The following is a 22,206-nucleotide window of genomic DNA, read 5'->3' as shown; positions in this document are numbered from 1 at the left end:
AGGGAAGCAGGGTATACGGCTTACATTGCTGAGGTTAGCTTCTCATCGTTGGGCAAGTCTTTAAGTTGGGATATCACTCTCTCTCTAATTTCTTGTGGGGAAGGAAGATCCCTAACCAGTTTACCGTGTTCCATAAACTTGTGAAGCAGGGGCTCACATCCCTCCATTTGCTTCCCCCAAGGGACAATAACGTCGTCAAATCTTTTGCAACGAAAGACCTGCTTAGCGCCTGGCCACTTTCCTCTTTTGGTCAGTGGTACCCATTGGTTATTTACCCACTTCTCTACAATGTCCGCACTAAAGTCTACACTCTCAGGGAAAGCCACACTAGTACCTACGCCAAACCCATCTACGTAATCTCTTAGCTCTAAAATCTGAGGCTCGTCCAACCCACCACTAACTATTATCTTCACGTTATGAAACCCGTGAAGGTTTAGGGTCCATCTAACTTCTTGTATAATCTTTCTGAAGTTTCCTCTCCTACTTGAAGGCGTATCCAATCTAATTCCGCTTAATCTTTCTCCTAAAAGTTTTGCAGCTTTAATTGCTTCAGTCCTTTCGTCCTCAAACGTGTCAGCCAGGACAATCCTAGGCACATCTGGTTCTACTCCGGCATCGAATATCTTCCATGCCTCTACGTTATCCCCTACCACTAGCATTAGGGCATGTGGCATGGTTCCAGATGGTTTTACGCCCAATAACTCCTCGCTGAAGGCACCAGATACACCGTCCATCCCACCTATATAAGCAGATCTATCTGTCATAGGTGCTATTGCTGGATGTACAGATCTCAGACCGAAGAATATAACCTGTTTATCAAAGGCCAACCTCTTTATTCTTGCTGCTTTTGTAGCAATACTACTAGAATGTCTTAAGATTCCTAGTAAAGCTGTTTCCAATACTCCAAAGTCCAGGTAGTTGCCCTCTATTGTGATAACAGGCTCTACTTCTTTAAACAGTGTTCCCTCTTCCATCGCATATACGTTCACATCCTTTCCTTCCAATAGGTACAGAGCCTCCTCTAATCCAGCGAAAACTGCCCATTCGTATTCCTTTGGAAGTCCATAAGAGTGAAACTCCATCCTCACCTTTACGTTCGTTATTCCTGCCTTTTCCAGGGCTTTAGATGTCCTTTCAAAATATATGTCGGTAATTTTTCCATCCTTTATTTCCTTGGAAGAAGCTATGTATAACCTCACAGCATGATATTGATGAGGTTAATTTTTAAACTTTCGGTGAGACCTAATATCGAATCGGAATGATTACAGCCAATATGGTACCGCCTGAAACATTGGTGAAAAGATTATCCGAATACATTAAGAGTAACATTAAGGAAGTTCAACCTCCAGAGTGGTCACTAATTACTAAAACTGCTTCATTTAAGGAGAGGATACCCGATGAGCCTGAGATTTGGTGGTATATGAGAGCGGCATCGATATTGAGAAAGTTGTATGTTAGTGGTCCTTTTGGAGTATCTAAGTCAAGAAGAGTCTACGGTGGACTGAAGAGAAGGGGAACCAAGCCGCCCGTTGCTGCTAGGTCTCCTGGTCATTCCACGAGATTACTCTTCCAGCAATTGGAGAAAGCAGGGCTGGTTGCCAAGACGAAAGGAATAAGGAGAGGCAGGACGCTTACCCCAAAGGGGAAGGCTCTATTAGACAAAGTTTCTCACGAAATCTTTATAGAGTTAGCAAACAATAAGTCATCTCTGAAGAAGTATTTGGAGTGATCTGTTATGTCGGAGGATAATTACTCGGATCCGGAACTAGAGGAGTTGTTAAGACGTAGGGCTCAGACGGAAAGTAGGAGAGCTGCTGAAGAGAGGCAAAAGAAGGCCGAGTTGGAGGCTAGAAAGGAGGCGCTTCTCCGTAGCATATTAACCCAAGAAGCTAGACAAAGGCTGAATAATGTAAAGCTCATTAAACCTGAACTTGCGGAGTCAATTGAAAATCAGCTAATTACTTTAGCTCAGAGTGGAAGAATAAGGATCCCTATATCTGATGAGGAATTAAAGCAGATTCTGGCACAGATAGCAGGTCAGACCAAAAGGGATTTCAATATTCAAATTAGGGAGAGGGGCTGGAAATGAGTAGAAGTAAGCCTTCTGGAGTTAAAAGAAGGTTAGCTAGGGCGTTAAAGGAGAACTCGGCGGTTCCAGCATGGGTAATCCTGAAGACCAACGGAAAATTCAGATTCAATCCCAAGAAGAGGAACTGGAGAAGGAATGATCTGAAGGTGTAATTATGAAACAAAAAGATAACTTTGAGCTCGTAATAAACCTGAGGAGCGCGCATAATTCTAAAAGGACAATGAAGTTCAAAAGGGCTATTAATGAGGTTAAAGAAGAAGTAGCGAGGCATTTCGGTGCAAATAAAGTAATCTTGGATCCGTTATTAGTAAGCGCCATTTCCAATAACTCTAAGGATAAGTTGGCTAGAAAAGTAAGAGTTGTTGTCTTAAAAATAGGCGAAAAAACTTTTCTTGTCAGATTAGCAGTGAAGCCTGAATGAATATTCAGAGGTTCAGTGTTTTTGGGACTGATAATATAGGGGTTTACATTTTTACTAATGATAAGTATACAATAATTCCTAAGAACTTAGATAAAGGTTCGAAGGAGATAATCCAGGACAACCTTAAAACTGAACTGATAGAAACTTCTATAGCTGACAGTTATTTGATTGGAGTATTTGTAGCAGGAAACAACCACAGCATTCTTCTTCCGAGAATAGCAAAGGAGAGCGAAATTAAGGTCATAAAGGAGGCGGCTAAGGATATTAACGTAGAGATAGTTGACGTTAGGGCTACGGCTTTAGGTAACGTAATTTTGACCAATGATAGAAGCGCCTTACTATATCCGGAATTTTCAGACGCAGAGGCAAACACTATAAAAAAGGCTCTTGGGGTAGAGGAGGTCAAGAAAGGCACAGTAGCGCAGGTGATAGTGGTGGGTTCGGTTGGAGTATTGACTACCAAGGGCGGCTTAGTGCATATTGAGGCAAGAGAGGACGAGCTTAAACTCTTGAGTTCATTCTTTAAAACCAACTTAGAAGTTGGAACTATTAACTTTGGGAGTGCGTTTATAAGAAGCGGCATGATAGCAAACAGCTATGGTGCCTTGGTTGGAACATCGACTACTGGGCCAGAGATTTTAAGAATCCAGAGAGCTTTTAGTGAATGAGATGACTGAAGTCAAAACTTTCATTATCCGCGGAGAGGCTCTCTTCAATGAGAGCGAGTTTCCAACAAGGCAGAAATTTACAAAATACGTTAGGGCTATTAACGAAGCCCAAGCTAAAGAGCGGGTTTACGCGGAGTTCGGTAGTAAAAATAAAATTAAAAGGAAGAACATTAAATTTGTTGAGATAAAAGAAGTAGACCCTACACATCTCAAAAATAAAAAGATAAAAGAACTCGCAGAGATAGATAGGATAATATTGTGATGAAAATGGCTGAATCCAATCAGGGAAGAATGGTAGTTAGCCTCGAAGATCTTTTGGTGCAAGCGGACTCTCTAAAGAAGGAGATCGATGCATTACAAAAGCTAAGGGATGAAGTGCTCGAGTCTTTAGGGGCTGTGAAGAGCTCAAAGGAAGCATTGAATATTCTTAAGGCGCAGAACAAAGAAATGCTCCTTTCCGTAGATAGGAGAGGATTCGTTATATTGAAAGTTACTGAAATTCCTTCAGATAAAGTGTTGGTTAACTTAGGTCTAGGATATTACGCAGAAATACCCCCTGAGGACGCTTCTAAAATTTTAGACAATAGGGAGGAACAGCTAAACAAGAGCCTACAGGAAATAACTAACAGATTGAATACTGTAGTTAATGCGTACTCTCAAATCGCTGAAATTTTAAACAGGGCACAAGCTCAACAAGCTCAAGGTGAGTAAGCTGTTTCGACAAGTTGAAGAAAGCTTTTTCGTCTTTTACCGAAAAATTATCTAGAAAGGTCGAAACTGAAGGAGACAACGCAAACCAGCTCAATGTAAGGAGAGAAACAGAAGAGAGAGCTTCAGAACAAAGTCAGGTTCCTTCAGAGGCTAAAGCCCAAGACTTCACGGTTGAACAAGGAGAGACTAAAGAAAAGCAAGAGAAGTCTCAAGGTCAACGTTCTCTAGAGGAGACGGAAAGTAAGGAAATAAAGCCAGGTATATTAGGCTTTCTTAGATATAAAGAAATCAAGGAAGATGACATCTTGGACCTTATTGAAGAGCTTAGGGTTGAGCTCCTTGAAGACGACGTCTCGCTGGAAGTAACGGACAAGATATTGGACGATCTGAGGAAGGAGTTGGTAGGCAAAAAAATATCCAGAAAAGAGAATTTGGAGGATTTAGTAAAAAATTCACTAAAAAAATCTTTAAGAGAAATACTGTCTAAAAATTATAGTAACATAGATATTTTTCAAATAAGTAAGGATAAAAAGCCATTCGTTATTGTGTTTTTTGGAGTTAATGGGGTAGGCAAGACCACAACCATAGCCAAGTTCGCCTATTTGCTAAAGAAAAACGGCTTATCTGTAATCATAGCAGCTTCCGATACTTTCAGGGCTGCGGCCCAGGAGCAACTAGCCTATCACGCCTCAAAATTAGAGGTTCCGTTAGTGAGAGGAAAGTACGGGGGTGATCCAGCATCAGTGGCGTTTGATGCTATACAGTCAGCAAAGAGCAGGAACATCGACGTGGTTCTCATAGACACTGCGGGGAGGATGCATACTGATAAGGATTTAACCGAAGAATTGAGGAGAGTTGTGAGGATAGCTAAACCGAACATGAAGATATTAGTTTTGGACTCATTGGCGGGTAACGACGCTTTAGCCCAGGCTGAATATTTTGAAAAAAATATCGGATATGACGCAGTAATTTTAACTAAAGTCGATGCAGACGCGAAGGGTGGGGTGGCACTCTCTTTGGCATATAAGTTAGGTAAACCTGTAATATTCGTTGGGATGGGGCAGGACTATGATAGTTTAATAAAGTTTAATCCAGACTGGTTCGCTGATAGGCTGGTCAGTTAAATTAATAATTTTACGCCTGTAGTTAATAGGCATGAGTCTTGTTGACAGGATAAAGAAGCTCAGGGAAGATTGGAGAAGGATAATAAGCGTATCAAAGAAGCCAGATAGAAGTTCATTCTACTTGAACCTGAGGGTTACCCTGATAGTCCTCTTATTCGTAGGACTACTAGCTTTTCTCGTTCAATTGGCATTTTCCATCCTATTAGGTTAAGGGGATGTAAAAATTGGAAGCTTCTAGAATAAGAAACTTTTACGCGGTGAAAGTCACTGGAGGACAGGAAGTTAGTGTAGCCATAATGTTAGAGGAAAGGATAAAAACCAACAACATAGAGGACGTGTATTCCATAGTGGTGTTACCTTCGCTGAAGGGTTACGTTATTATTGAAAGTACTGGTCCACATATAGTTAAGTTCATAACTAGCGGGATAAGACACGTTAGGGGAGTAGCACCTGGTCTTGTTCCAAAGGACGATATTGTGAAATTTGTATCTAGAAAGCCCACAGGACCAGCAATTAAGATAGGGGATATGGTAGAGGTGATTTCGGGTCCATTTAGAGGAATGCAGGCTCAAGTAATGGAGTACAAGGCTGAACGTGGAGAAGTAGTTTTAAATATACTAGAATCAGCCTTTCCTCTACAGGTCACAATACCTGTAGATCAGGTAAAACCAATAAAGAAAACTTAAGGTGAAATAGATGGCAAAAAAATCGGTTAAAGTAGTGGTAGAGGGGGGAAACGTAAAGCCAGGCCCTCCCCTCGCTCCAACTTTGTCCCAATTGGGACTTAATGTTGGAGAAGTGGTTAAGAAGATAAACGAGGCTACGTCTCAGTTTAAAGGTATGACCGTTCCAGTTACTTTAGACGTTGATACTGACACAAAAAAATATGAGATCTCTGTTGGAGTTCCGACCACTACTTCCCTCCTCCTAAAGAAAGCTGGTGCCAGCGAACCCTCAGGTGACCCAGAACATAAGAAGGTCGGAAATATTTCGATGGATGACGTAATAGAGGTTGCCATATCAAAGAAACCTTCGTTGACTGCCATAGAGCTTAAGGGAGCAGTGAAGTCCATTCTAGGTACTGCGAAAAGTATAGGGCTTACAGTTGATAATAAGGATCCAAAGCTTCTGGTCAGGGAAGTTGAAGAGGGTAAATACGATGATAAAATAAAAGAAATGGAACCCAAGTGGGGTAACGTATAGGTGAAGTCACTATGATAGTGGGAAAAGAGAAAATAGAGGAAGCTGTGAAATTAGCTCTTAGTCAGGAGTATAATCAGAAGAGGCAATTCACTCAAAGTGTAGAGCTGATAATATCCTTTAAGGACGTGGACATGAAGAGGGGCGACATAAAGTTAAGGGATCCCATTGTTTTACCCAAGCCCCCCAGTAAGCCCAGGAACGTGTTAGTTGTGCCCTCGCTTGAGCAACTGGAGTCTGTGAGGAAAGCTGAACCTAACGTCCTTTTAACAAAGGAAGAGTTACAGAAACTTCAAGGAGCTAAGAGATCTATTAAAAAACTAGCTAGTAAGAATCAGTGGTTTCTCATAGCCCAGGACTCAATGTCTTTAGCCGGAAGGATACTAGGCCCAGCTTTAGGTCCTAGAGGTAAATTCCCTACTCCTCTTCCATCTTCAGCGGACGTGGGAGAATATGTCATTAGGTACAAGAGATCAACATTAGTAAAGACCAAGGATCAGCCACATACTCAAACTTTCATCGGTACTGAGGATCAACCAGTAGGCGATCTAGTAGATAACATCTTTGCAGTTTTGAATGGAATAGAGCCTAAGATTAAGGGACCAACATATATCAAAGCTTTATACGTGAAAACAACAATGGGTAAACCAGCCCAGATTAAGATGAAGTGATCCTTATGAGTATAGTAGAAGAAAGGAAAATTCCCAGATGGAAATTAGATGAAGTCAGTGAACTTGAGGAGAAACTGAAGAACTCTAGCACTATCATGATTGCAGACATTCAGGGATTTCCTACAGATAAGCTTCATGAAATAAGGAAAAAGTTAAGAGGTATCGCTGAAATAAAAGTAACTAAAAATACCCTGTTCACCATAGCAGCCAAGAGAGCTGGTATAGATTTAAGTAAAATTGAAGGCTACATCACAGGTAGCAATGCATTTATATTTTCAAATGATAATCCATTTGTAATATCTATATTTCTATCGAAATTTAAATTAAAGAGGTTTCCAGTGCCAGGAGATAAAGCCGACGAGGAGGTTGTAATACCTGCAGGAGATACAGGAATGACTGCAGGACCAATTTTAAGCACATTTGGCAAGCTCAAGGTTCAGACGAAGGTTCAAGATGGTAAGGTTCATGTGGTTAAGGACACTCTAATTGCTAAACCTGGAGATCCGATACCCGCAGAAGCGGCCCCAATTCTCCAAAAGTTAGGGATAATGCCAGTTTATGTCAAGTTGAGACTTAAGGCTGCTTATCATCAAGGTTTACTAATTCCGGTATCAGAGCTGGAGATTAATCTAGATACTTACCGCTCAATGATTAATGAAGCCTTCAGGAACTCTCTGTTCTTAGGTGTCGAAATAGCGTATCCTGTTCCAGAGGTGCTCAAGTTAACATTGAGTAAGGCACATATGAGGGCTTTAGCTTTGGCGGGTGAGGCAGGGTTCTTGACTCCCGACACCGCTAGTGCCGTTCTCTCAAGGGCAGTTTCTAAGGCCTACGCAGTGCTTTCTGCGATAAGTGGAAAGGTAGACCTGGGAGTAGAGGTACCTAAGCAACCTGAGCAGGCTCAAGAGTCCAAGAAAGAGGAGAAGAAAGAAGAAGAGGAGAAGAAAGGACCCAGCGATGAGGAGATCGCCGGAGGTCTCTCCTCCCTCTTCGGATAAATTAGTTTTTTAAAGTGGGTATACACTTCATAGGTGATTAGAAATGGAATACATATACGCAAGTTTGCTTTTGCATGCGGGTAAGAAGGAGATAACAGAAGAAGCAGTAAAGAACATACTCACCGCAGCCGGGATTGATGTAGACGAGGTAAGAGTCAAGGCAGTGGTTGCAGCGCTTAAGGAAGTGAACATCGACGAAGTGCTTAAGAATGCAACTGCAATGCCTGTAGCTGCTGCCCCTGCTGCAGCTCCAGCTCAAGAGTCCAAGAAAGAGGAGAAGAAAGAAGAAGAGGAGAAGAAAGGACCCAGCGATGAGGAGATCGCCGGAGGTCTCTCCTCCCTCTTCGGATAAATTAGTTTTTTAGAAGACGTTTTATTCTTGTGCAGATTTTTATACTCATGATGAAAGGGAACGAAGAAGAGTACAGGTTGAAGATCTTTTTCGACAATAGTTATAAGAGAAGGGAATGTAACGTATGCCATACACCCTTCTGGTCAAAGGACTCAACTAGGGAGAACTGTTCGGATATTCCGTGTTCCGACTACTATTTTCTGGAAATGAAGGGTGCGAATCTAAACTGGTCAGTAAGCGAGGCTAGGAAAAGATTTCTCGATTTCTTCAACAGACACGGTCATGAGATTATACCCCCTAAGCCAGTTTTGGCTAGATGGAGAGAGGACCTGTACTTAACTATAGCAAGTATAGTAGACTTCCAACCCTTTATTACCAGCGGGATCGCTCCGCCCCCTGCTAATCCTCTGGTTATATCACAGCCATGCATAAGAATGGATGACGTTGACAACGTTGGAGTCACATTTGGCAGACATCTAACTACGTTCGAAATGGGAGGGCATCACGCCTTCAATTATCCCGACAAATTCCTCTATTGGAAAGACGAGACTGTCAACTATGCGAAGGAGTTCTTCGTGAACGAAATGAAGATTGATGAGGAGTTATTGAACTTTAAGGAGTCATGGTGGGAAGGAGGAGGAAATGCCGGTCCCTCATTTGAGGTCACAGTGGGCGGTCTAGAGCTTGCCACGTTAGTGTTTATGCAATATGAAATTAAAGGAAACGAATATGTTCCTTTGAAACTTAAAATTGTGGATACAGGATATGGAATTGAAAGATTAGCCTGGTTTACTCAAAGGACACCTACTGCCTTTCATGCAATATATGGAGACCTGGTAGATAGGTTCTTCAATATTCTGGGCGTACCTAAGGTCAGTGATGAGCTTCTTAAAGTGTCCTCCAGATTTGCCGGAAAGATTGACCCTGATGCACCTAGAACTGTTCAAGAGCATAGAGAACATGTAGCCAAGGTTTTAGGGATTAATGTAAAAGAGGTTAATGAGGAGTTAACCAGGGCAGCGAGGGTCTTCCAGGTGTTAGACCACACAAAAACAATAGCTCTCATGTTGGGCGACGGACTTGTTCCATCAAGCGCCGGTGAGGGTTACCTAGGAAGGCTGTTGATAAGGAGGACAATGAAAACTCTTAAGATTTTAGGGGCTGACGTCAGGCTATCAGAACTCATAAAGCTTCAGATAGATTTCTGGGGAAAGGATTTCCCACAGCTCATCAGAAATAGGGACTATATTGTTGATGCGTCGGATACTGAGCAGGAGAAGTTCAATGAAGTTTTAACCAAGATACCATCCGTAGCAAACGCTCTGCAGAAGAGAAAAGAAGTAGGTATTAACGAATTAATTCAGCTCTACGACTCCAACGGTATTCCTCCAGATCTGCTTCAGGAGGAGATGAATAAGAGAGGAGTTCATCTGGAGATCCCGCACAATTTTTACTCCATTGTAGCAAAAAGTCATCAGAGCGCACCGGTGAAGAAAGATAGAGATATCTCTAAGATGCCAGTAGATACTGTTGAAAAAATCAAAAATTTACCAGAAACCGAAAAGTTATTCTATAAAGATCAGTACGCTAGAGAGTTTGATGCAAAGGTTGTAGCTTCGTTAGGGAAATATCTGGTGTTAGATAGAACAACGTTCTATCCAGAGGGCGGTGGACAACTGGGCGATCAGGGCTGGATTACCATAAACGGGGATAGAATTAAAGTATCTGATACGCAGAAAGTGAATGACGTAGTTGTACATATCTTAGAGAGAGAAATTAAAGCTGAGCCTGGAACCAAAGTTCATGGAGAAATAGACTGGATAAGACGTTTTAGACTTATGAGGCATCATACTGGTACCCATGTGATTTTAGCTGCAGCTAAGAAGGTACTGGGGGATCATGTATGGCAGGCCGGGGCTGAGAAGACTCCCGAGAAGGCAAGGTTAGACATTACTCATCATAAGGCCCTTTCCAAAGAAGAGGTCAAAAAGATCGAGGACTTAGCTAACATGATTATTGATGATAGGAGATCAGTAAGACCATTTGAAATAAACAGGACGGAGGCTGAAATGAAGTATGGTGTGTCCATATATGAGGGAGGAGTTCCAAACAGGTCCACAATAAGGTTATTGGAAATAAAGGACTGGGACATTGAAAGTTGTGGGGGTACACATGTCTCAAACACGGCTGAAATAGGTGGAATAAAGATTATTAATGTGGAAAAAATACAAGATGGAATAATCAGGTTAGAGTACGTGGCAGCTGACGTCGCTGCCAACTACGCCAGGGATCTTGAGAACAAGCTTGAGCTAATAGCCACTAAACTGAAGACTTCTGTGCAACAGTTAGACGCTAGGGTAGAGAAGATGATGAATGAGAGGAGAGAGATGGAAGACATTCTGAACGCTTATAGGAAATACATCTTAGATAACATAGAAAGATCAGTAGAGGTTAGAGAGATAGATGGTATTCAGCTTATAGTTCTGCCCTTCTTTGGAGACGAGGAACTAGAAAAAGAATTAATGAAGAAATTGACTGTAAACAGTAATACGGTCGTTATACAATTGAAAAGGATCGACAGCAGGGTTCAGGTGGATGTCGCGACCAGTAATAACATTGACGTTTCAACAATCGTTGAGGAGCTGAGAAAGGCTGGGGCTAAAGGAGGAGGGAAAAAGACTTTTGCTTCAGTTATGCTGGAGGGCAAAGGAAAGGATGATGTAATTGATATCGTGGAGAAGGGAATTAAGGGAGGCGGCTATTGATTACAGGTACCTTTTGGATAGAGGGTACAGTGGGAAGCCCTCCCTCGATATTGTTGTTTCTAGGTATGGTCTTAGTAGGGAGGAAAGATTATTTCTCCTGAGATGCGTTCATAGTAAAAAGGACGTCGAAAGCATTGGAAACAAATTTGGACTGGAAGAGCCCTTAATAGTTGACGGTTACAACATTGGCCTAACACTCCTAAACGCCTTGGAAGGAGATCCAATCTATCTATGTGATGACGGATTTGTTAGAGATCTAAGCTTAGGAAAGAGAAAAAACGACGTTAGAATTCTAACAATTCTAAATCTCTTAGCAGAATATTTAATTTCATTTAGATTAGATTATTGGATCGTGCTTGATTCCCAAATAAGTAGGAGTGGTGAAATAGGATCGAGGTTACGAGAAAATAATATAAACGTAAAAGTCGTGAATAAAGCCGATAAGGAAATAATTACCTTCTCTGGAACCGCAGCTAGCAACGATTTCGTTATTTTAACTAAAGCTAAGAAGGTATTCGACGTTATGGGGATTTTTCTTCTGAAAGAGGTGGAACCAATTAGATTTCCTTTCGATTTATATTTTTAAAGAGCTAGTTTTAATGACGTAATAACAACTACTCTGTTTGTAGTTTGATTAGGATGTCCAGGTGACAAAGGAAGGACAAGTCTCGCCCTTTAGGGCGGGGAGGAGGTCAGAGTAAAATCGTGTAGTATAAAGTGAGTGTTAGCGACAAACGAGTAAGGAGGCTAGAGATCTAACGTCCGAAAATTCTTTAAATAGTTGATATAATAGAGGTTCTTGTGGACCCGTAGCTCAGCCAGGATAGAGCGCCGGCCTCCTAACGAGGCGGAGCAGAGCCGAGGGTCGGGGGTCCGAATCCCCCCGGGTCCGCTACATTCTGATCATCTCTTACAATCTTTATACGAATTGTGGTCTCTGACTAATCTTTGGTTTTAAAGCTAGAGAATGAGTAACTAATAAGTCAATTACTTGTATAATTATTTCCTAAGGTATCACGTATGCATAAAAAGATAACCTTGTAACGTCAAGTTTACGCATACATGAGGAGTAGTCAAACGTGCTTGACTGGTTTCCTGTCCTTTAGAGAAACCTACTTTCGGAAAGATGGACCTATCACCGCCCCATGAGGTACTTCTGAATATGGTGATATTAACGCGCCAAATTTACCTATGCCTCCTCTTTTAACTACAGATGGATAGCTTACAGTGATAACAGAAGCACCGATCTTAGAATCAGGTCCTATAACGCTGTGCGTAAGATATGATTTTGAGCCAACTACGGATCTTGGACCTATCAGGGAGTGGGTAACCTCAGAGTAGGCTCCTATTATTGACCCCTCCTCGATGGAAGAGTAGTCTCTTATTAAGGAAAAGGATCCAATATAGGCATTTTTCCCAATATATGCAGGTCCTTTGATAATAGCGTAGTCTTCTACTACTGCGTCGTCCTCTATGATAACTCCTTTCCCTATAACAGCTGTGCTTGCTATGGATGCCTTATTCGATATGGTTGAAGTTTTAGATCTTAGAAGTTGTTCTATTGCAGTGATGATATCTTCTGGATAACCTATATCCGTCCAAGGACCAGTCCAGACAAAATAATTAGCATTTTTAGCTATAGTATCAAGGTAGGCTAGGAAATCATCAAAAGGTCTTTTAGGTATTATGTAGGCGCCGGCCAGGGCTAAAGTGGAACCTTCCTTCACTACGTGAAGCCCATCATTAATTTTCACTAATCCATACGTATCTAAACCCGAGTTTACTGGGATAGTTGAGAATACAGGAGTTCCACTTCTGTCAAAGCTCTCCATTAGTTCCATGTAGAATTCCTTAGGTGCAATTATGTCCCCGAAAGCTAGTACAAACATTTCATCCATGAGCTCCATTCCGTCTTTTATTGCACCAGAAATTCCTGGAGTTTTTTGCCTGATTGTTTCTATTCTTGCATCTAAGTCCCTGACCGCCTGCACTATTTGATCTTCCTTCTCGTTTACAATAATAACAAAATCCCTTATTCCTGCATCCACCAATCCTTCTATAGGGTACCTAATCACAGGCCTCCCAGCTATGCTGATCGCTTCCTTTTGTTGCTTATAGGTATATGGAGCTAAACCTTCCCCCTTCCCTGCAGCCAATAATAGGGCTTTCATCTAACTGTCACCGTCTTAGCCAGGTTTCTTGGTCTGTCTGGATTTGCCCCTCTTTCCTTTGCAGCATAATAGGCTATAAGTTGTATTGGTGGGGCTAGAGCTAATGGCGAGAGCCTTGGATCCGGAACATCAAGAACTATTTCATTTTGATTATTATTTGTTGAGATTTTACTTCCAGCGCTAATTACATAAGTTTTAGCGTGCCTACTTTCCATCTCCATTACATTGTTGTAAAGTTCATCTGTAAATTCACCATTATTGAGGAAAATAACAGGGAATCCGTTTTCTACCAACGCTATTGGTCCATGTTTGCTCTCTCCCGCTGGGTAAGCTTCAGCGTGGACGTAGGCAATCTCTTTTATTTTCAGAGCACCTTCCATCGCTAATGGAACCCCCAGACCCTTGCCTAGATAATATAGACTGGGCTTTTTAGACAACTCCGACCCGATTATTTTTGTATATCCTATCACCTTAGAAAAACTATTGGCTATTACTGACTCAGCTTCCTTGAGATAGTCTACGCTCTCGTTAAGGAGAAGAGATGAGAGTAGCATCAAGGCTCCAACTTGGGAAGTGAACGTCTTTGTAGCAGCAACCCCAATTTCCGGTCCGGCCCTAGTGTGTAGGGCTATGTCGCTATAGGACGAGATACTATTTCCCAGAGTATTTGTGAGGGATATGATAAATGATCCATTATTTTTATATTTTTTAAGCGCGATAAGTGAGTCCATAGTTTCTCCGCTCTGGCTTATTACAAGGACTGTGTCGTCCTGATTTGTTCTCAAGTTGTTATGTTCCGATGCAATTACCGAGATTGCGTTAAATCCAGCTCTTTGAAGTCTTATTGTGAACAAGAGACCTGCATTATAGCTTGTCCCAGCAGCAACAATGATTACTCGTTTAGCTCTCTCAATAGCTTTTATTGTCTTGTTAAGTAACTCGTTCTCTTTAAGTAGTCCTGTTAGAGTGTCCCTCACCGCACCCCAACTTTCCCTTATTTCTTTCATCATAAATGACTCATATCCTTGAAGTGACGCTGACGTTTTATCAAACTGCTGTACTATCAGCCTAGACTTTAGATTTATCTTTTCCCCAGTAAGTTTTTCCGCGTAAACAGAGTCCGCAGTAATGTACCCAATCTCATCATCCCCTATAGGAATGGTGCGGTTGGTAACTTGAATCATGCTCCAGACATCGCTAGAGATTAAGTTCATTTCATCCCCTAAACCAATGATTAGAGGGTTATTTCTCTTGGAGAAGAATATCCTGTTGTCCCCTTTAATTATGGCTAGGACAGCGTGGTCTCCATGGATATGCTCTATTGCACGTTTGAAAGCTGAAAAGTTATCCATTCCCAGTTTTCTGAAATGTTCAATGAGGTGCGGGATAACCTCAGTATCAGTCTCGCTCTTGAAATTATGCCCTTTTGAAATTAAATCCTCTCTTAACTCCAAAAAATTAAGGATAGTGCCATTATGTATCACAGCAATCTCTCCGTTACAGTCAGAGTGGGGGTGAGCGTTCGTGTCATTTGGTTCTCCATGAGTTGCCCATCTGGTATGCCCTAAGAAAACATTTCCTTTCATAGTCAGAGGACTCTTTATTCTTTCAAATTGTTCTACATTACCAACTGATTTCCTTATCTCTAGGTGAGAGCTATCCATGGAAGCCATTCCAACGCTATCGTAACCCCTATACTCCAAGCTCTTCAATGCCTCAAGCGTCATCTTCGCCAGCGCTGCGTCCTTTAGGTTAATGGAAACTATGCCAATGATACCACACATAGTTTCAGTTATTTCTCAGTTACTTATTTCCTTTATCACTACACCATTTTTGTTTAGTTCAGAGTCGACGAGTCTGAACCCCCTAGATTCTAAAAGGAGTTCAGCTTTAGGTGATTTTATACAGATCACTGATCCGCCACCTCCACCTCCGCTCATCTTACATCCCTGCAAACCAATGGTTCTAGCAGAGGAAACCACTTCGTCCAATGATGGCGAGGTTACCCCTAAAGACATAAGGAGCCCGTGGTTTATGAACATCATTTGCCCCAGAAGTTCAACGTCATGTCTCAGTATGGCTTCCCGCGCGTCCTCAACAACTTCCCCTATAAGTTTCATAATTTTTTCAAACTGGCGATTTTTATCCTTTATTGCCTTTACCCTCTTTAAAATTTCGGCAGTTGATAAGGTTCGTCTAATATACCCTCCTGTAATGCCAATGTTGCCGTCCAACCTTTCAACTCCTTCAGAGTTTTTAGGGAAGTACAGGATCCCCCCCAGAGAGACCGTATAGGTATCCATCCTACTCCCAATTCCTTGAACTTTTCTTTCAATAGCCCTAGATATTTTAGCAATCTCCATATTACTGAGAGAGTCGCCCAGGAATCGGGAGTACGCTGCTACTATTCCTACTATTACAGCGGCGCTGGTACCCAACCCAACTGAGGGGTCTACCGTTGACTCAATGGTTATCTGCGCTGGTACCTTTCTCTCAAAATAGTTTAATGTCTCCATTATATATGAGAGCTCCCTATAGGCTTGCTCGCTCTCTATATGCATGCTGCTGAGGTCCACCTTGATGTTACCTATCTTGAGCGAACTCGATGAAACCGTAGTTTTATCGCTTTCCGTCACCCTTACTCTCATGTGTTCAGATATAGCCATCGCTATAGCTGGCTCTCCATAGACCACTGCATGCTCTCCAAATAGGGTTAGTTTCAACGGAACCAAGGCTTCAACGCTTCTCATCTTGGAGTCTCCTCTTCAAACTAATGGGGACGTTTTGGGGTAAAAGCAAATCATCCATCCCCTTGATCATTTTCTCTATATCTTCTAATTTCATGGGCTTCTGCTCTGAAGTCTCCCTGATTCTCACCGTAAGACTTCCGGTCTTTATTTCCCTTTCCCCAGCTATAGCAACCAGAGGAATCCAATCCATACCAGCCCTTCTAATCTTTGCCCCAAGACCATCGTCTAAATCATCTATCTGAACCCTTATACCCTTGTCCCTCAACCAACTAGCCATTTTTTTAACCTCATCGTTCTGGACAATTTGGAGTATTCTTACGTGTATTGGGGAAAGCCAAACCGGGAGGGTTGGGGTAGATGAGATTTTCTTTGAATTTAGCAGTATAAAATATAATATATTCCCTAAGTTTATTCTAATTTTTTCTTTTTCCTTTGTCCATATTCTATATCTATTTGTGGAATCTTCGAATTCCATAGGGTAGTTTAGAGAACTTTCCCCTACGTACACTAACTCCATTAAGGGATCCTCAGCGATGCATGGTATAGTTTTCCCGTTATTTTTTACAAACTTAACGCCCAAATATCCAGGAAGGACATCGTCATTACTGTATATTATTCCCTGTGCTCCTAGGTCTCTCTTTAACCTCTCAAGCATGGCTATTTTCATGAACGTTGATTCAGGGGAATTGGGAAAACCGAATTTCAGACATATTTCAATATCCTTGCTCTTCTGGTACTCCACACCTTTGGTTATCCTCCTAGATAGTTCGCTTAGCGGATGTCCGTAGCAACTTATATCAAAGGACTTATACCAGCCAAACGGTGCCTTATATACTTCCTTCCTCCTTTGGTTGAGACCATTATACAAGGAATTAAGGATGGAAATTGCTGTGTTAGGATCTGCTAGATTGGAGGACAGATGGGCGTAAGGATAGATCACTATCGATGAAGGTTTAGTTCTATCCGCTACGTCAATAACATTGTCAACCGCCTTGCTTACTATCTCGTCGTCATCTCCCTTCTCTACTGTGGTAAATACAACTAATACGTTTTGTAGTTCAGTAGAACGTGGAATGGGTTCTTCAGCTACTTCTGTGGCCCTCTCCTTCACCTCGAAGGAGAATTTTGAGCCATGTATGAAGAGTAAGATCATATGGTTATTTCTTGACCATTTTTGGGTACTAAAACTTCAACTCCCAAATTCTGCTTTACATACTCGGAGAAAGCCTGGGCGCTGTCTGGAGAAGCGTGGACAACTATCAACTTTTCAAGTGATTCAGACGTTTTCACTATGTCCAGGAGTTGATTTTTACCAGCATGACTGGAAAAATCAAACATCTGCAATCTAGCCTTCAACAACGGTGACGTGTCATCAAATTTGCCCATCTCCAGTAGTTTCCTTCCTGGAGTGTTCTCAGCTTGATAACTTACTAGGAAAATCGCGTTTTTGGAGTTATCAGACACTTTCTTGAAGTAATACACAGCAGGGCCTCCTTTCAGCATTCCTGCACTAGCTACTATGACTCCATTTGTTCTCCAGGCTTTCCTCCTGTCTTCCCATCCCTTCACGTAAGTAAACTCATCATAAGCTTTCTTAAGGGCCTCCTTGTTATTTATGTACTGGCTGTTATCTATCATTATTTCCATTATCGTTCTTGAGAGACCGTCATAATAAACCGGATAGGGGATGTTCCTCTCTGCAAATATTGAAAGGATTTCCTGGCTTCTAGATAAACTAAAGGCAGGGACTAAGACAGTTCCCCCTCCTTCTAGGACCTCCATTACGGAACTAAAGAACTCATCTTCAACGCTCTTCCTTGACGGATGGTTAAACTTCCCATAGGTAGCCTCTGTTATGATGACCTTGGACTTTCTCATTACCTCTATTTCAGCTGGTTTGACAAGTTTAGCCATGGTAACGTTAATATCCCCTGTGTAGGAAATATCACCCTTCTCTGTCTTAACGACGGTTATTGCGCTTCCTGGTATATGTCCTGCACTTGAGGTAGATATCGCGAAGGAGCCTACCTCAAGTTCCTCCCCATAGTTGAACGTCTTGAAATTATCCATGGTTTTCTTTACTTCAACCCACTCGAATGGGATCTTAGGTCCAGATAACTTAATGAAATCTTTCAACATTAATTCCGTTATATATTTCGTAATTCCAGTTCCAAAGACAGGCTTAGTTGAGGAAATTTGATATATTGGTAAAGCACCAATGTGGTCCAAATGGGCATGGGAAACTATAAACCCCTTAACCTTAGAAGGTATCTCCTGTAGTGGAAAATTTGGTTCGTCCTTTTGATTGAAATTTACACCGTAATCTAAAATTACGCTCTCATTACTGTTAGCTATCTCTATTCCAGCTCTACCAACCTCGTTGCCGCCGCCTAGAATTCTTACAGAATACTCCATATCTGTTTATGTTATCTTACCGCAAATATTAAGTTTGAGTTATAACACAATATATCCAAATGAAGGTTAATCCCAAGGATCTTAAGAAATTGGAAAGAATGGGTGTTAAAACTCAGAATATCGAGGCACAGAGAGTAATTATTGAAACAGACAAGGAGAGGATAGTCATCGAGTCTCCAATGGTGACTAAAGCGAACGTTATGGGACAGGAAGTTATAACCATAATGGGAGGGGAAACCAGGACTGAAAGCAAGGTGGAGGCAAAACCTCAAATTAATGAAGATGATGTTAGATTCGTGATGGAACAGACGGGCAAACCTGAGAACGCTGTGAGGGAGGCCCTTCTGAAGGCAAACGGAGATATAGCGAAGGCTATTTTGAGTCTGACCGAAGCACAAGGTTCTTAAGACCTTTTAAAAGCTCATCCTCAGATGTTTTAGTGGACACGACGACATTAATGTTTTCTTTATTCGCAATCACCACTGCTAATGGATCTATTTTAGCTGGTCTATGGAGGACAACCAGTTTAGGTCTTATGGGGGCTATTTTGAGGGCAATCATGGGAGATCTACCGCTAGAAACTTTGGTGAATACAAGTATCCTGTTAAATACGACTGAGAGAAACTGGTAGAACTCCATTCCACTTAGGGCCGTTATAGCCTTTATGCTGTCAGTGACCACGTAGCCGTAAACTTGAATGTTGGTAAGGTCTGCCATAATGGGAATTCCATCTACAGCTAGAATAACGTCCTCAAGAGTCACTGGCATCACGAAATCGGCCATGTCCACTATGAATGGAAAGGTTAAGGAGAAGATCTTCCCCAGCTCATTTATAATCTTGTAACCTCTTCTAGAATCTGCCTCTATCAAGGCTTCGACGAATCTTTTCACAGCAATGCTTCCAGGTTGTCTCCTATTCCTTTCGTAATCTGCTACAACAGATTGTGACACTCCTAAGATTCTCGCAACCTCTGATTGAGAAACTCCGAAAGTTTCCCTCCATTTTCTCATGGAAATCCCAGGGTTATCGTTCCAGACTATGTCCCCTGCTATTCTCTTAGCAATATTGTCTATGACATATTCTGTTGTCATTGAAAACTTTTATAAACGTAAAGATTATAAGTTAATTCTAAGCTAAGGGCCCGTAGTCTAGCTTGGACTAGGATGCGACGTTCGGGTCGTCGAGGTCCCGGGTTCAAATCCCGGCGGGCCCATGTCATGATACTATTTACAAAATGAGGAAAGCCTCGCAGGGCGTGGAGGAAGTCAGTTTCACATTGTGTAGATTTCAGTTATATTCTTTTACTAGAAACAGAGTAAAAATATTAATCGTTTGATAAAGTCTATAAATTCCTTAGTGATTTATAACAATGTAACTAGACAGATTTATAATAACAATACATTTATGTCAGTTTTCTATATTTGCACTTATTAATTTTGTTGGAAAGTTTATCATGATAAAAATGTTGGTTCAGAGACCTCGGCTCATTTTGGGAAACGAAGCCATAGCATACGGTGCTTTGGCATCAGGAGTTTCAGTTGCGGCAGGTTATCCAGGTACACCATCTACAGAAATCATAGAGACCTTAATGAAGTTTAAGGACGTTTACGCAGAGTGGAGCTCGAATGAAAAGATAGCCTTTGAGACCGCTTACGGATCAGCGATCATGGGAGCTAGGTCATTAGTAACTATGAAACATGTGGGAATGAACGTAGCTTCTGATTCCATTATGTCATCATCATATACAGGAGTTTCAGGGGCTCTAGTAATAGTGTCGGCTGGAGATCCAGGTATGTGGTCATCCCAAAGTGAGCAGGACATTAGGCATTACGGACTGATGGGTCTCATACCTATTATAGAACCCTTTGATCCCCAATCCGCTCATGACCTAACAATGAGGGCTTTTGAGATAAGCTCAAAGGTTGGGCATCCAGTCATACTTTCAACAAATACGAGAATAAGTCACGTAAGATCTTCCGTAAAGATAGCACCATTCTCTGATCCAATTCGAGGAAAATTGAACAAAAACCCATTTAAGTACTCCTTGGTGCCTGAGGTTGCCAAAAAGGATAGGGAAGAACAGCTTGAAAGATGGAATAAAATAAAGGAAGAGGTTTCCGACATGATTATAACAGAGGGGAGTGGCGAAAAAGTAGTGGTTGGGGTAGGTATCTCTTACTCATATGTGAAAGAGTTAGTACAACTTTTGAATCCTCACAACGTAAAAGTAATCGGAGTTACAAGTTCTGTACCTGTCCCTGAAAGTATATTAAAGGAGCTAGAGGGAGCAGATGAAGTTCTAGTTATAGAGGAGTTGGATCCTATTGTGGAAAACCAGATCAAGGAAATGGTAGTGGACAACGGTTTGCATTTGAAGATTATGGGCAAACGCTTAACTGGTAGGGTAGGTGAAATGGATATGGATAGAGTAGCTAGGGCTCTGTCAGAGTTCCTCAATATTGAGGTGAAGAGAGAAGTATCTTCTGAGAGATCGTTGGAGATACCCTCTAGACCTCCTGCTATGTGTTCAGGTTGTCCTCACAGATCCAGTTTCTTCTTCCTAAAAAGGGGAATATCTCTTGGTGGGCTGAAAGAAACCTTTTACTCTGGAGATATAGGATGCTATTCCTTGGGGCTTTTACCACCATTTAACGAACAGGACAGCTTAATTTCAATGGGTAGCAGCATGGGAGTTGCAAATGGAGTGTACAGAGCTACTAGCATAATTCCCATTGCAATTATAGGCGATTCTACATTCTTCCACTCCGGTCTAGCAGGTGTGGCCAACGCTGTTTTCAATAACCTCCCAGTCCTAATCCTAGTCCTAGACAATAGATCTACTGCCATGACAGGCCAGCAGCCTAGTCCTTCTACAGCCATAGACATATTAGATGCAGCAAAGGGCTTAGGAGTAAAGTATGTAGATGTAGGTGATCCTTTCTCTCCGGACTTTTCCAAAAAGATCGCGAAGGCAGTGGACTGGGTTAAGAAAAACAATGGCCCCGCGTTAGTAGTTGCAAAGAGAGCGTGTGCTCTGGTGGCTATTGATAAAGTTAAGCCAACTCAATTAGCTGTAGTGGATATGCGAAAGTGCACTGGGTGTACCATATGTTACGACCACTTTACATGTCCAGCAATACTAAAAAGAGAGGACAAGAAGGCCTTTATCAATCCCACTGAGTGTATTGGCTGTGGAGCATGTGTTCCTGTTTGTCCATTTAATGCAATATCTCTCCAAGGAGAGAAGCCTGAAGGGTGGGACGAGGCATGGACAGGTTAAACATTCTTATTGCGGGGATAGGAGGTCAGGGGGTAGTGACAGCAGGTAAAATTCTAGCAGAAGCTTTCCATGAAAAAGGACTTACCGTGTTTGAGTCTGAAACTCATGGGCTCTCACAGCGAGGGGGTGCTGTTACCACTCACGTTAGGGTAGGCAATGTGAATGTTCCCCTTATTCCTAAGGGAGGGGCAGACATTTTAATAGCAATGGACGGTATTGAAGCTTTAAGAAATGCTTCCTATCTCTCAACAGATGCGAAAGTATTTCTTAACGAGTCGGTTAAATTACCATCCTTACCCAACGTGAAACCAGTCTCTATATCATATGTCTTGGAAAACCTTAGACCATGGAGGACTTACACATTAGACTGTGAACAGATTGTGAGGGACGGATATAGATGCAACACAGTAATCTTAGGTCTGGTTTATGAAATATCATTAAGAAAATATCTGGATATAAATGATTTCATAAAGGTACTGAGAGGTCCTACTAACGTCAAATCCTTTATGCTAGGAGTCCAGCGTGGGAAGTACTACGAAAGCTTGGCAGCAATGGACAGATTGGTCTAAAGAAACTAGGATGTTAATTTC

The 22,206-nt window shown here is 41.8% G+C and carries 26 protein-coding genes and 2 tRNA genes; 21 read left to right on the top strand and 7 right to left on the bottom strand.

Annotated elements, in window-relative coordinates; all coding sequences use genetic code 11:
- Window positions 1–20: 20 nt before the first annotated feature.
- Window positions 21–1,199, bottom strand: a complete 1,179-nt coding sequence (locus GWK48_RS01725; RefSeq protein WP_174629034.1) for a nicotinate phosphoribosyltransferase — start codon at window positions 1,197–1,199, stop codon at window positions 21–23.
- A 59-nt stretch (window positions 1,200–1,258) separates the two neighbouring features.
- Here GWK48_RS01725 and GWK48_RS01720 point away from each other — a divergent pair, with 59 nt between their 5' ends.
- From GWK48_RS01720 to GWK48_RS01640, 17 genes are all read left to right on the top strand, one after another.
- Complete coding sequence (locus GWK48_RS01720) at window positions 1,259–1,729, top strand: 30S ribosomal protein S19e (protein WP_174629032.1); 471 nt, start codon at window positions 1,259–1,261, stop codon at window positions 1,727–1,729.
- Window positions 1,730–1,735: 6 nt separating this feature from the next.
- Window positions 1,736–2,089 (top strand): DNA-binding protein, encoded by a 354-nt coding sequence (locus GWK48_RS01715; protein WP_174629030.1) that lies wholly within the window; start codon window positions 1,736–1,738, stop codon window positions 2,087–2,089.
- Complete coding sequence (locus tag GWK48_RS01710; protein ID WP_174629027.1) at window positions 2,086–2,241, top strand: 50S ribosomal protein L39e; 156 nt, start codon at window positions 2,086–2,088, stop codon at window positions 2,239–2,241. The genes GWK48_RS01715 and GWK48_RS01710 overlap by 4 nt, the downstream gene beginning before the upstream one ends.
- A gap of 2 nt (window positions 2,242–2,243) precedes the next feature.
- Window positions 2,244–2,510, top strand: a complete 267-nt coding sequence (locus tag GWK48_RS01705) for a 50S ribosomal protein L31e (protein ID WP_174629025.1) — start codon at window positions 2,244–2,246, stop codon at window positions 2,508–2,510.
- Window positions 2,507–3,178, top strand: a complete 672-nt coding sequence (locus GWK48_RS01700; RefSeq protein ID WP_174629023.1) for a translation initiation factor IF-6 — start codon at window positions 2,507–2,509, stop codon at window positions 3,176–3,178. The genes GWK48_RS01705 and GWK48_RS01700 overlap by 4 nt, the downstream gene beginning before the upstream one ends.
- A 1-nt stretch (window position 3,179) precedes the next feature.
- On the top strand, window positions 3,180–3,440 hold the full coding sequence (rpl18a, locus tag GWK48_RS01695) for a 50S ribosomal protein L18Ae (RefSeq protein WP_174629022.1): 261 nt from the start codon (window positions 3,180–3,182) through the stop codon (window positions 3,438–3,440).
- Window positions 3,440–3,889: a prefoldin subunit alpha gene (gene pfdA, locus GWK48_RS01690; protein WP_246263962.1), complete on the top strand. Its 450-nt coding sequence runs from the start codon at window positions 3,440–3,442 to the stop codon at window positions 3,887–3,889. The genes rpl18a and pfdA overlap by 1 nt, the downstream gene beginning before the upstream one ends.
- 248 nt (window positions 3,890–4,137) lie before the next feature.
- Window positions 4,138–5,013, top strand: a complete 876-nt coding sequence (gene ftsY / locus GWK48_RS01685; RefSeq protein ID WP_246263961.1) for a signal recognition particle-docking protein FtsY — start codon at window positions 4,138–4,140, stop codon at window positions 5,011–5,013.
- Window positions 5,014–5,044: 31 nt separating this feature from the next.
- Complete coding sequence (locus tag GWK48_RS01680; protein WP_174629017.1) at window positions 5,045–5,224, top strand: preprotein translocase subunit SecE; 180 nt, start codon at window positions 5,045–5,047, stop codon at window positions 5,222–5,224.
- Between the two features lie 13 nt (window positions 5,225–5,237).
- Window positions 5,238–5,699 (top strand): transcription elongation factor Spt5, encoded by a 462-nt coding sequence (locus GWK48_RS01675; protein WP_174629015.1) that lies wholly within the window; start codon window positions 5,238–5,240, stop codon window positions 5,697–5,699.
- Between the two features lie 10 nt (window positions 5,700–5,709).
- Window positions 5,710–6,216: a 50S ribosomal protein L11 gene (locus GWK48_RS01670; protein ID WP_174629014.1), complete on the top strand. Its 507-nt coding sequence runs from the start codon at window positions 5,710–5,712 to the stop codon at window positions 6,214–6,216.
- An 11-nt stretch (window positions 6,217–6,227) separates the two neighbouring features.
- Window positions 6,228–6,884, top strand: coding sequence for a 50S ribosomal protein L1 (locus tag GWK48_RS01665; RefSeq protein WP_174629012.1), 657 nt, complete (start codon window positions 6,228–6,230; stop codon window positions 6,882–6,884).
- Window positions 6,881–7,882, top strand: a complete 1,002-nt coding sequence (locus GWK48_RS01660) for a 50S ribosomal protein L10 (protein WP_174629010.1) — start codon at window positions 6,881–6,883, stop codon at window positions 7,880–7,882. Before GWK48_RS01665 ends, GWK48_RS01660 begins: the two co-directional genes overlap by 4 nt.
- Window positions 7,883–7,925: 43 nt before the next feature.
- The gene (gene rpl12p / locus GWK48_RS01655) at window positions 7,926–8,234 is read left to right on the top strand and encodes a 50S ribosomal protein P1 (RefSeq protein ID WP_174629008.1); all 309 of its coding nucleotides are present in this window, start codon (window positions 7,926–7,928) and stop codon (window positions 8,232–8,234) included.
- 50 nt (window positions 8,235–8,284) lie between these two features.
- Window positions 8,285–10,999 carry an alanine--tRNA ligase gene (gene alaS / locus GWK48_RS01650; protein WP_174632418.1) on the top strand — a complete coding sequence of 905 codons (2,715 nt, stop codon included), beginning with the start codon at window positions 8,285–8,287 and terminating at the stop codon, window positions 10,997–10,999.
- Window positions 10,959–11,585, top strand: coding sequence for a DUF434 domain-containing protein (locus GWK48_RS01645; RefSeq protein WP_174629006.1), 627 nt, complete (start codon window positions 10,959–10,961; stop codon window positions 11,583–11,585). Before alaS ends, GWK48_RS01645 begins: the two co-directional genes overlap by 41 nt.
- Before the next feature lie 217 nt (window positions 11,586–11,802).
- Window positions 11,803–11,891 (top strand) — tRNA-Arg (locus GWK48_RS01640).
- A gap of 220 nt (window positions 11,892–12,111) precedes the next feature.
- On the opposite strand, the gene GWK48_RS01635 is transcribed toward GWK48_RS01640, so the two are convergent.
- From GWK48_RS01635 to GWK48_RS01615, 5 genes are read right to left on the bottom strand one after another with little or no spacing between them, the layout of a single operon-like run.
- The gene (locus GWK48_RS01635) at window positions 12,112–13,170 is read right to left on the bottom strand and encodes a nucleotidyltransferase family protein (protein ID WP_174629004.1); all 1,059 of its coding nucleotides are present in this window, start codon (window positions 13,168–13,170) and stop codon (window positions 12,112–12,114) included.
- A complete protein-coding gene (gene glmS / locus GWK48_RS01630; protein ID WP_174629002.1) occupies window positions 13,167–14,954 on the bottom strand; it encodes a glutamine--fructose-6-phosphate transaminase (isomerizing) in 1,788 nt (595 codons plus the stop codon). The genes GWK48_RS01635 and glmS overlap by 4 nt, the downstream gene beginning before the upstream one ends.
- 15 nt (window positions 14,955–14,969) lie before the next feature.
- Complete coding sequence (gene mvk / locus GWK48_RS01625; protein ID WP_174629000.1) at window positions 14,970–15,920, bottom strand: mevalonate kinase; 951 nt, start codon at window positions 15,918–15,920, stop codon at window positions 14,970–14,972.
- Window positions 15,907–17,073 carry a threonyl-tRNA synthetase editing domain-containing protein gene (locus tag GWK48_RS01620; RefSeq protein WP_174628998.1) on the bottom strand — a complete coding sequence of 389 codons (1,167 nt, stop codon included), beginning with the start codon at window positions 17,071–17,073 and terminating at the stop codon, window positions 15,907–15,909. Before GWK48_RS01620 ends, mvk begins: the two co-directional genes overlap by 14 nt.
- The gene (locus tag GWK48_RS01615; protein WP_174628996.1) at window positions 17,070–18,335 is read right to left on the bottom strand and encodes an MBL fold metallo-hydrolase; all 1,266 of its coding nucleotides are present in this window, start codon (window positions 18,333–18,335) and stop codon (window positions 17,070–17,072) included. The genes GWK48_RS01620 and GWK48_RS01615 overlap by 4 nt, the downstream gene beginning before the upstream one ends.
- Before the next feature lie 59 nt (window positions 18,336–18,394).
- Between GWK48_RS01615 and GWK48_RS01610 the strand changes: the two genes are divergently transcribed.
- A complete protein-coding gene (locus GWK48_RS01610) occupies window positions 18,395–18,742 on the top strand; it encodes a nascent polypeptide-associated complex protein (protein ID WP_174628994.1) in 348 nt (115 codons plus the stop codon).
- Here the strand turns inward: GWK48_RS01610 and GWK48_RS01605 are convergent.
- Window positions 18,708–19,427, bottom strand: coding sequence for a helix-turn-helix domain-containing protein (locus tag GWK48_RS01605; protein ID WP_174628992.1), 720 nt, complete (start codon window positions 19,425–19,427; stop codon window positions 18,708–18,710). The two genes, GWK48_RS01610 and GWK48_RS01605, sit on opposite strands and share 35 nt — an antisense overlap.
- 46 nt (window positions 19,428–19,473) lie before the next feature.
- Here GWK48_RS01605 and GWK48_RS01600 point away from each other — a divergent pair.
- The 3 genes from GWK48_RS01600 to GWK48_RS01590 all read left to right on the top strand — a co-directional run bounded on the left by GWK48_RS01600 (window position 19,474) and on the right by GWK48_RS01590 (window position 22,185).
- Window positions 19,474–19,549, top strand: a tRNA-Pro gene (locus GWK48_RS01600).
- A 249-nt stretch (window positions 19,550–19,798) separates the two neighbouring features.
- A complete protein-coding gene (locus tag GWK48_RS01595) occupies window positions 19,799–21,616 on the top strand; it encodes a thiamine pyrophosphate-dependent enzyme (protein ID WP_425487507.1) in 1,818 nt (605 codons plus the stop codon).
- Complete coding sequence (locus tag GWK48_RS01590) at window positions 21,604–22,185, top strand: 2-oxoacid:acceptor oxidoreductase family protein (RefSeq protein WP_174628989.1); 582 nt, start codon at window positions 21,604–21,606, stop codon at window positions 22,183–22,185. Before GWK48_RS01595 ends, GWK48_RS01590 begins: the two co-directional genes overlap by 13 nt.
- Window positions 22,186–22,206: the final 21 nt, after the last annotated feature.

Origin of the sequence: Metallosphaera tengchongensis (assembly GCF_013343295.1) — an archaeon.
In the GTDB taxonomy this organism is placed as follows: Archaea; Thermoproteota; Thermoprotei_A; order Sulfolobales; family Sulfolobaceae; genus Metallosphaera; species Metallosphaera tengchongensis.
This window is presented reverse-complemented; position numbering and strand designations above follow the sequence as displayed.

Excerpts from the sequence above, each read along its gene's own strand:
- GWK48_RS01705 (WP_174629025.1), top strand. The coding sequence starts at position 2,244 with ATGAAACAAAAAGATAACTTTGAGCTCGTAATAAACCTGAGGAGCGCG.
- GWK48_RS01720 (WP_174629032.1), top strand. The coding sequence starts at position 1,259 with ATGATTACAGCCAATATGGTACCGCCTGAAACATTGGTGAAAAGATTA.
- GWK48_RS01710 (WP_174629027.1), top strand. The coding sequence starts at position 2,086 with ATGAGTAGAAGTAAGCCTTCTGGAGTTAAAAGAAGGTTAGCTAGGGCG.
- GWK48_RS01700 (WP_174629023.1), top strand. The coding sequence starts at position 2,507 with ATGAATATTCAGAGGTTCAGTGTTTTTGGGACTGATAATATAGGGGTT.
- GWK48_RS01715 (WP_174629030.1), top strand. The coding sequence starts at position 1,736 with ATGTCGGAGGATAATTACTCGGATCCGGAACTAGAGGAGTTGTTAAGA.
- GWK48_RS01605 (WP_174628992.1), bottom strand. The coding sequence starts at position 19,427 with ATGACAACAGAATATGTCATAGACAATATTGCTAAGAGAATAGCAGGG.
- GWK48_RS01665 (WP_174629012.1), top strand. The coding sequence starts at position 6,228 with ATGATAGTGGGAAAAGAGAAAATAGAGGAAGCTGTGAAATTAGCTCTT.
- GWK48_RS01680 (WP_174629017.1), top strand. The coding sequence starts at position 5,045 with ATGAGTCTTGTTGACAGGATAAAGAAGCTCAGGGAAGATTGGAGAAGG.
- GWK48_RS01620 (WP_174628998.1), bottom strand. The coding sequence starts at position 17,073 with ATGATCTTACTCTTCATACATGGCTCAAAATTCTCCTTCGAGGTGAAG.
- alaS (WP_174632418.1), top strand. The coding sequence starts at position 8,285 with ATGAAAGGGAACGAAGAAGAGTACAGGTTGAAGATCTTTTTCGACAAT.
- GWK48_RS01590 (WP_174628989.1), top strand. The coding sequence starts at position 21,604 with ATGGACAGGTTAAACATTCTTATTGCGGGGATAGGAGGTCAGGGGGTA.
- rpl12p (WP_174629008.1), top strand. The coding sequence starts at position 7,926 with ATGGAATACATATACGCAAGTTTGCTTTTGCATGCGGGTAAGAAGGAG.
- GWK48_RS01670 (WP_174629014.1), top strand. The coding sequence starts at position 5,710 with ATGGCAAAAAAATCGGTTAAAGTAGTGGTAGAGGGGGGAAACGTAAAG.
- GWK48_RS01595 (WP_425487507.1), top strand. The coding sequence starts at position 19,799 with ATGTTGGTTCAGAGACCTCGGCTCATTTTGGGAAACGAAGCCATAGCA.
- GWK48_RS01635 (WP_174629004.1), bottom strand. The coding sequence starts at position 13,170 with ATGAAAGCCCTATTATTGGCTGCAGGGAAGGGGGAAGGTTTAGCTCCA.
- mvk (WP_174629000.1), bottom strand. The coding sequence starts at position 15,920 with ATGAGAAGCGTTGAAGCCTTGGTTCCGTTGAAACTAACCCTATTTGGA.
- GWK48_RS01610 (WP_174628994.1), top strand. The coding sequence starts at position 18,395 with ATGAAGGTTAATCCCAAGGATCTTAAGAAATTGGAAAGAATGGGTGTT.
- glmS (WP_174629002.1), bottom strand. The coding sequence starts at position 14,954 with ATGTGTGGTATCATTGGCATAGTTTCCATTAACCTAAAGGACGCAGCG.
- pfdA (WP_246263962.1), top strand. The coding sequence starts at position 3,440 with ATGAAAATGGCTGAATCCAATCAGGGAAGAATGGTAGTTAGCCTCGAA.
- GWK48_RS01615 (WP_174628996.1), bottom strand. The coding sequence starts at position 18,335 with ATGGAGTATTCTGTAAGAATTCTAGGCGGCGGCAACGAGGTTGGTAGA.
- rpl18a (WP_174629022.1), top strand. The coding sequence starts at position 3,180 with ATGACTGAAGTCAAAACTTTCATTATCCGCGGAGAGGCTCTCTTCAAT.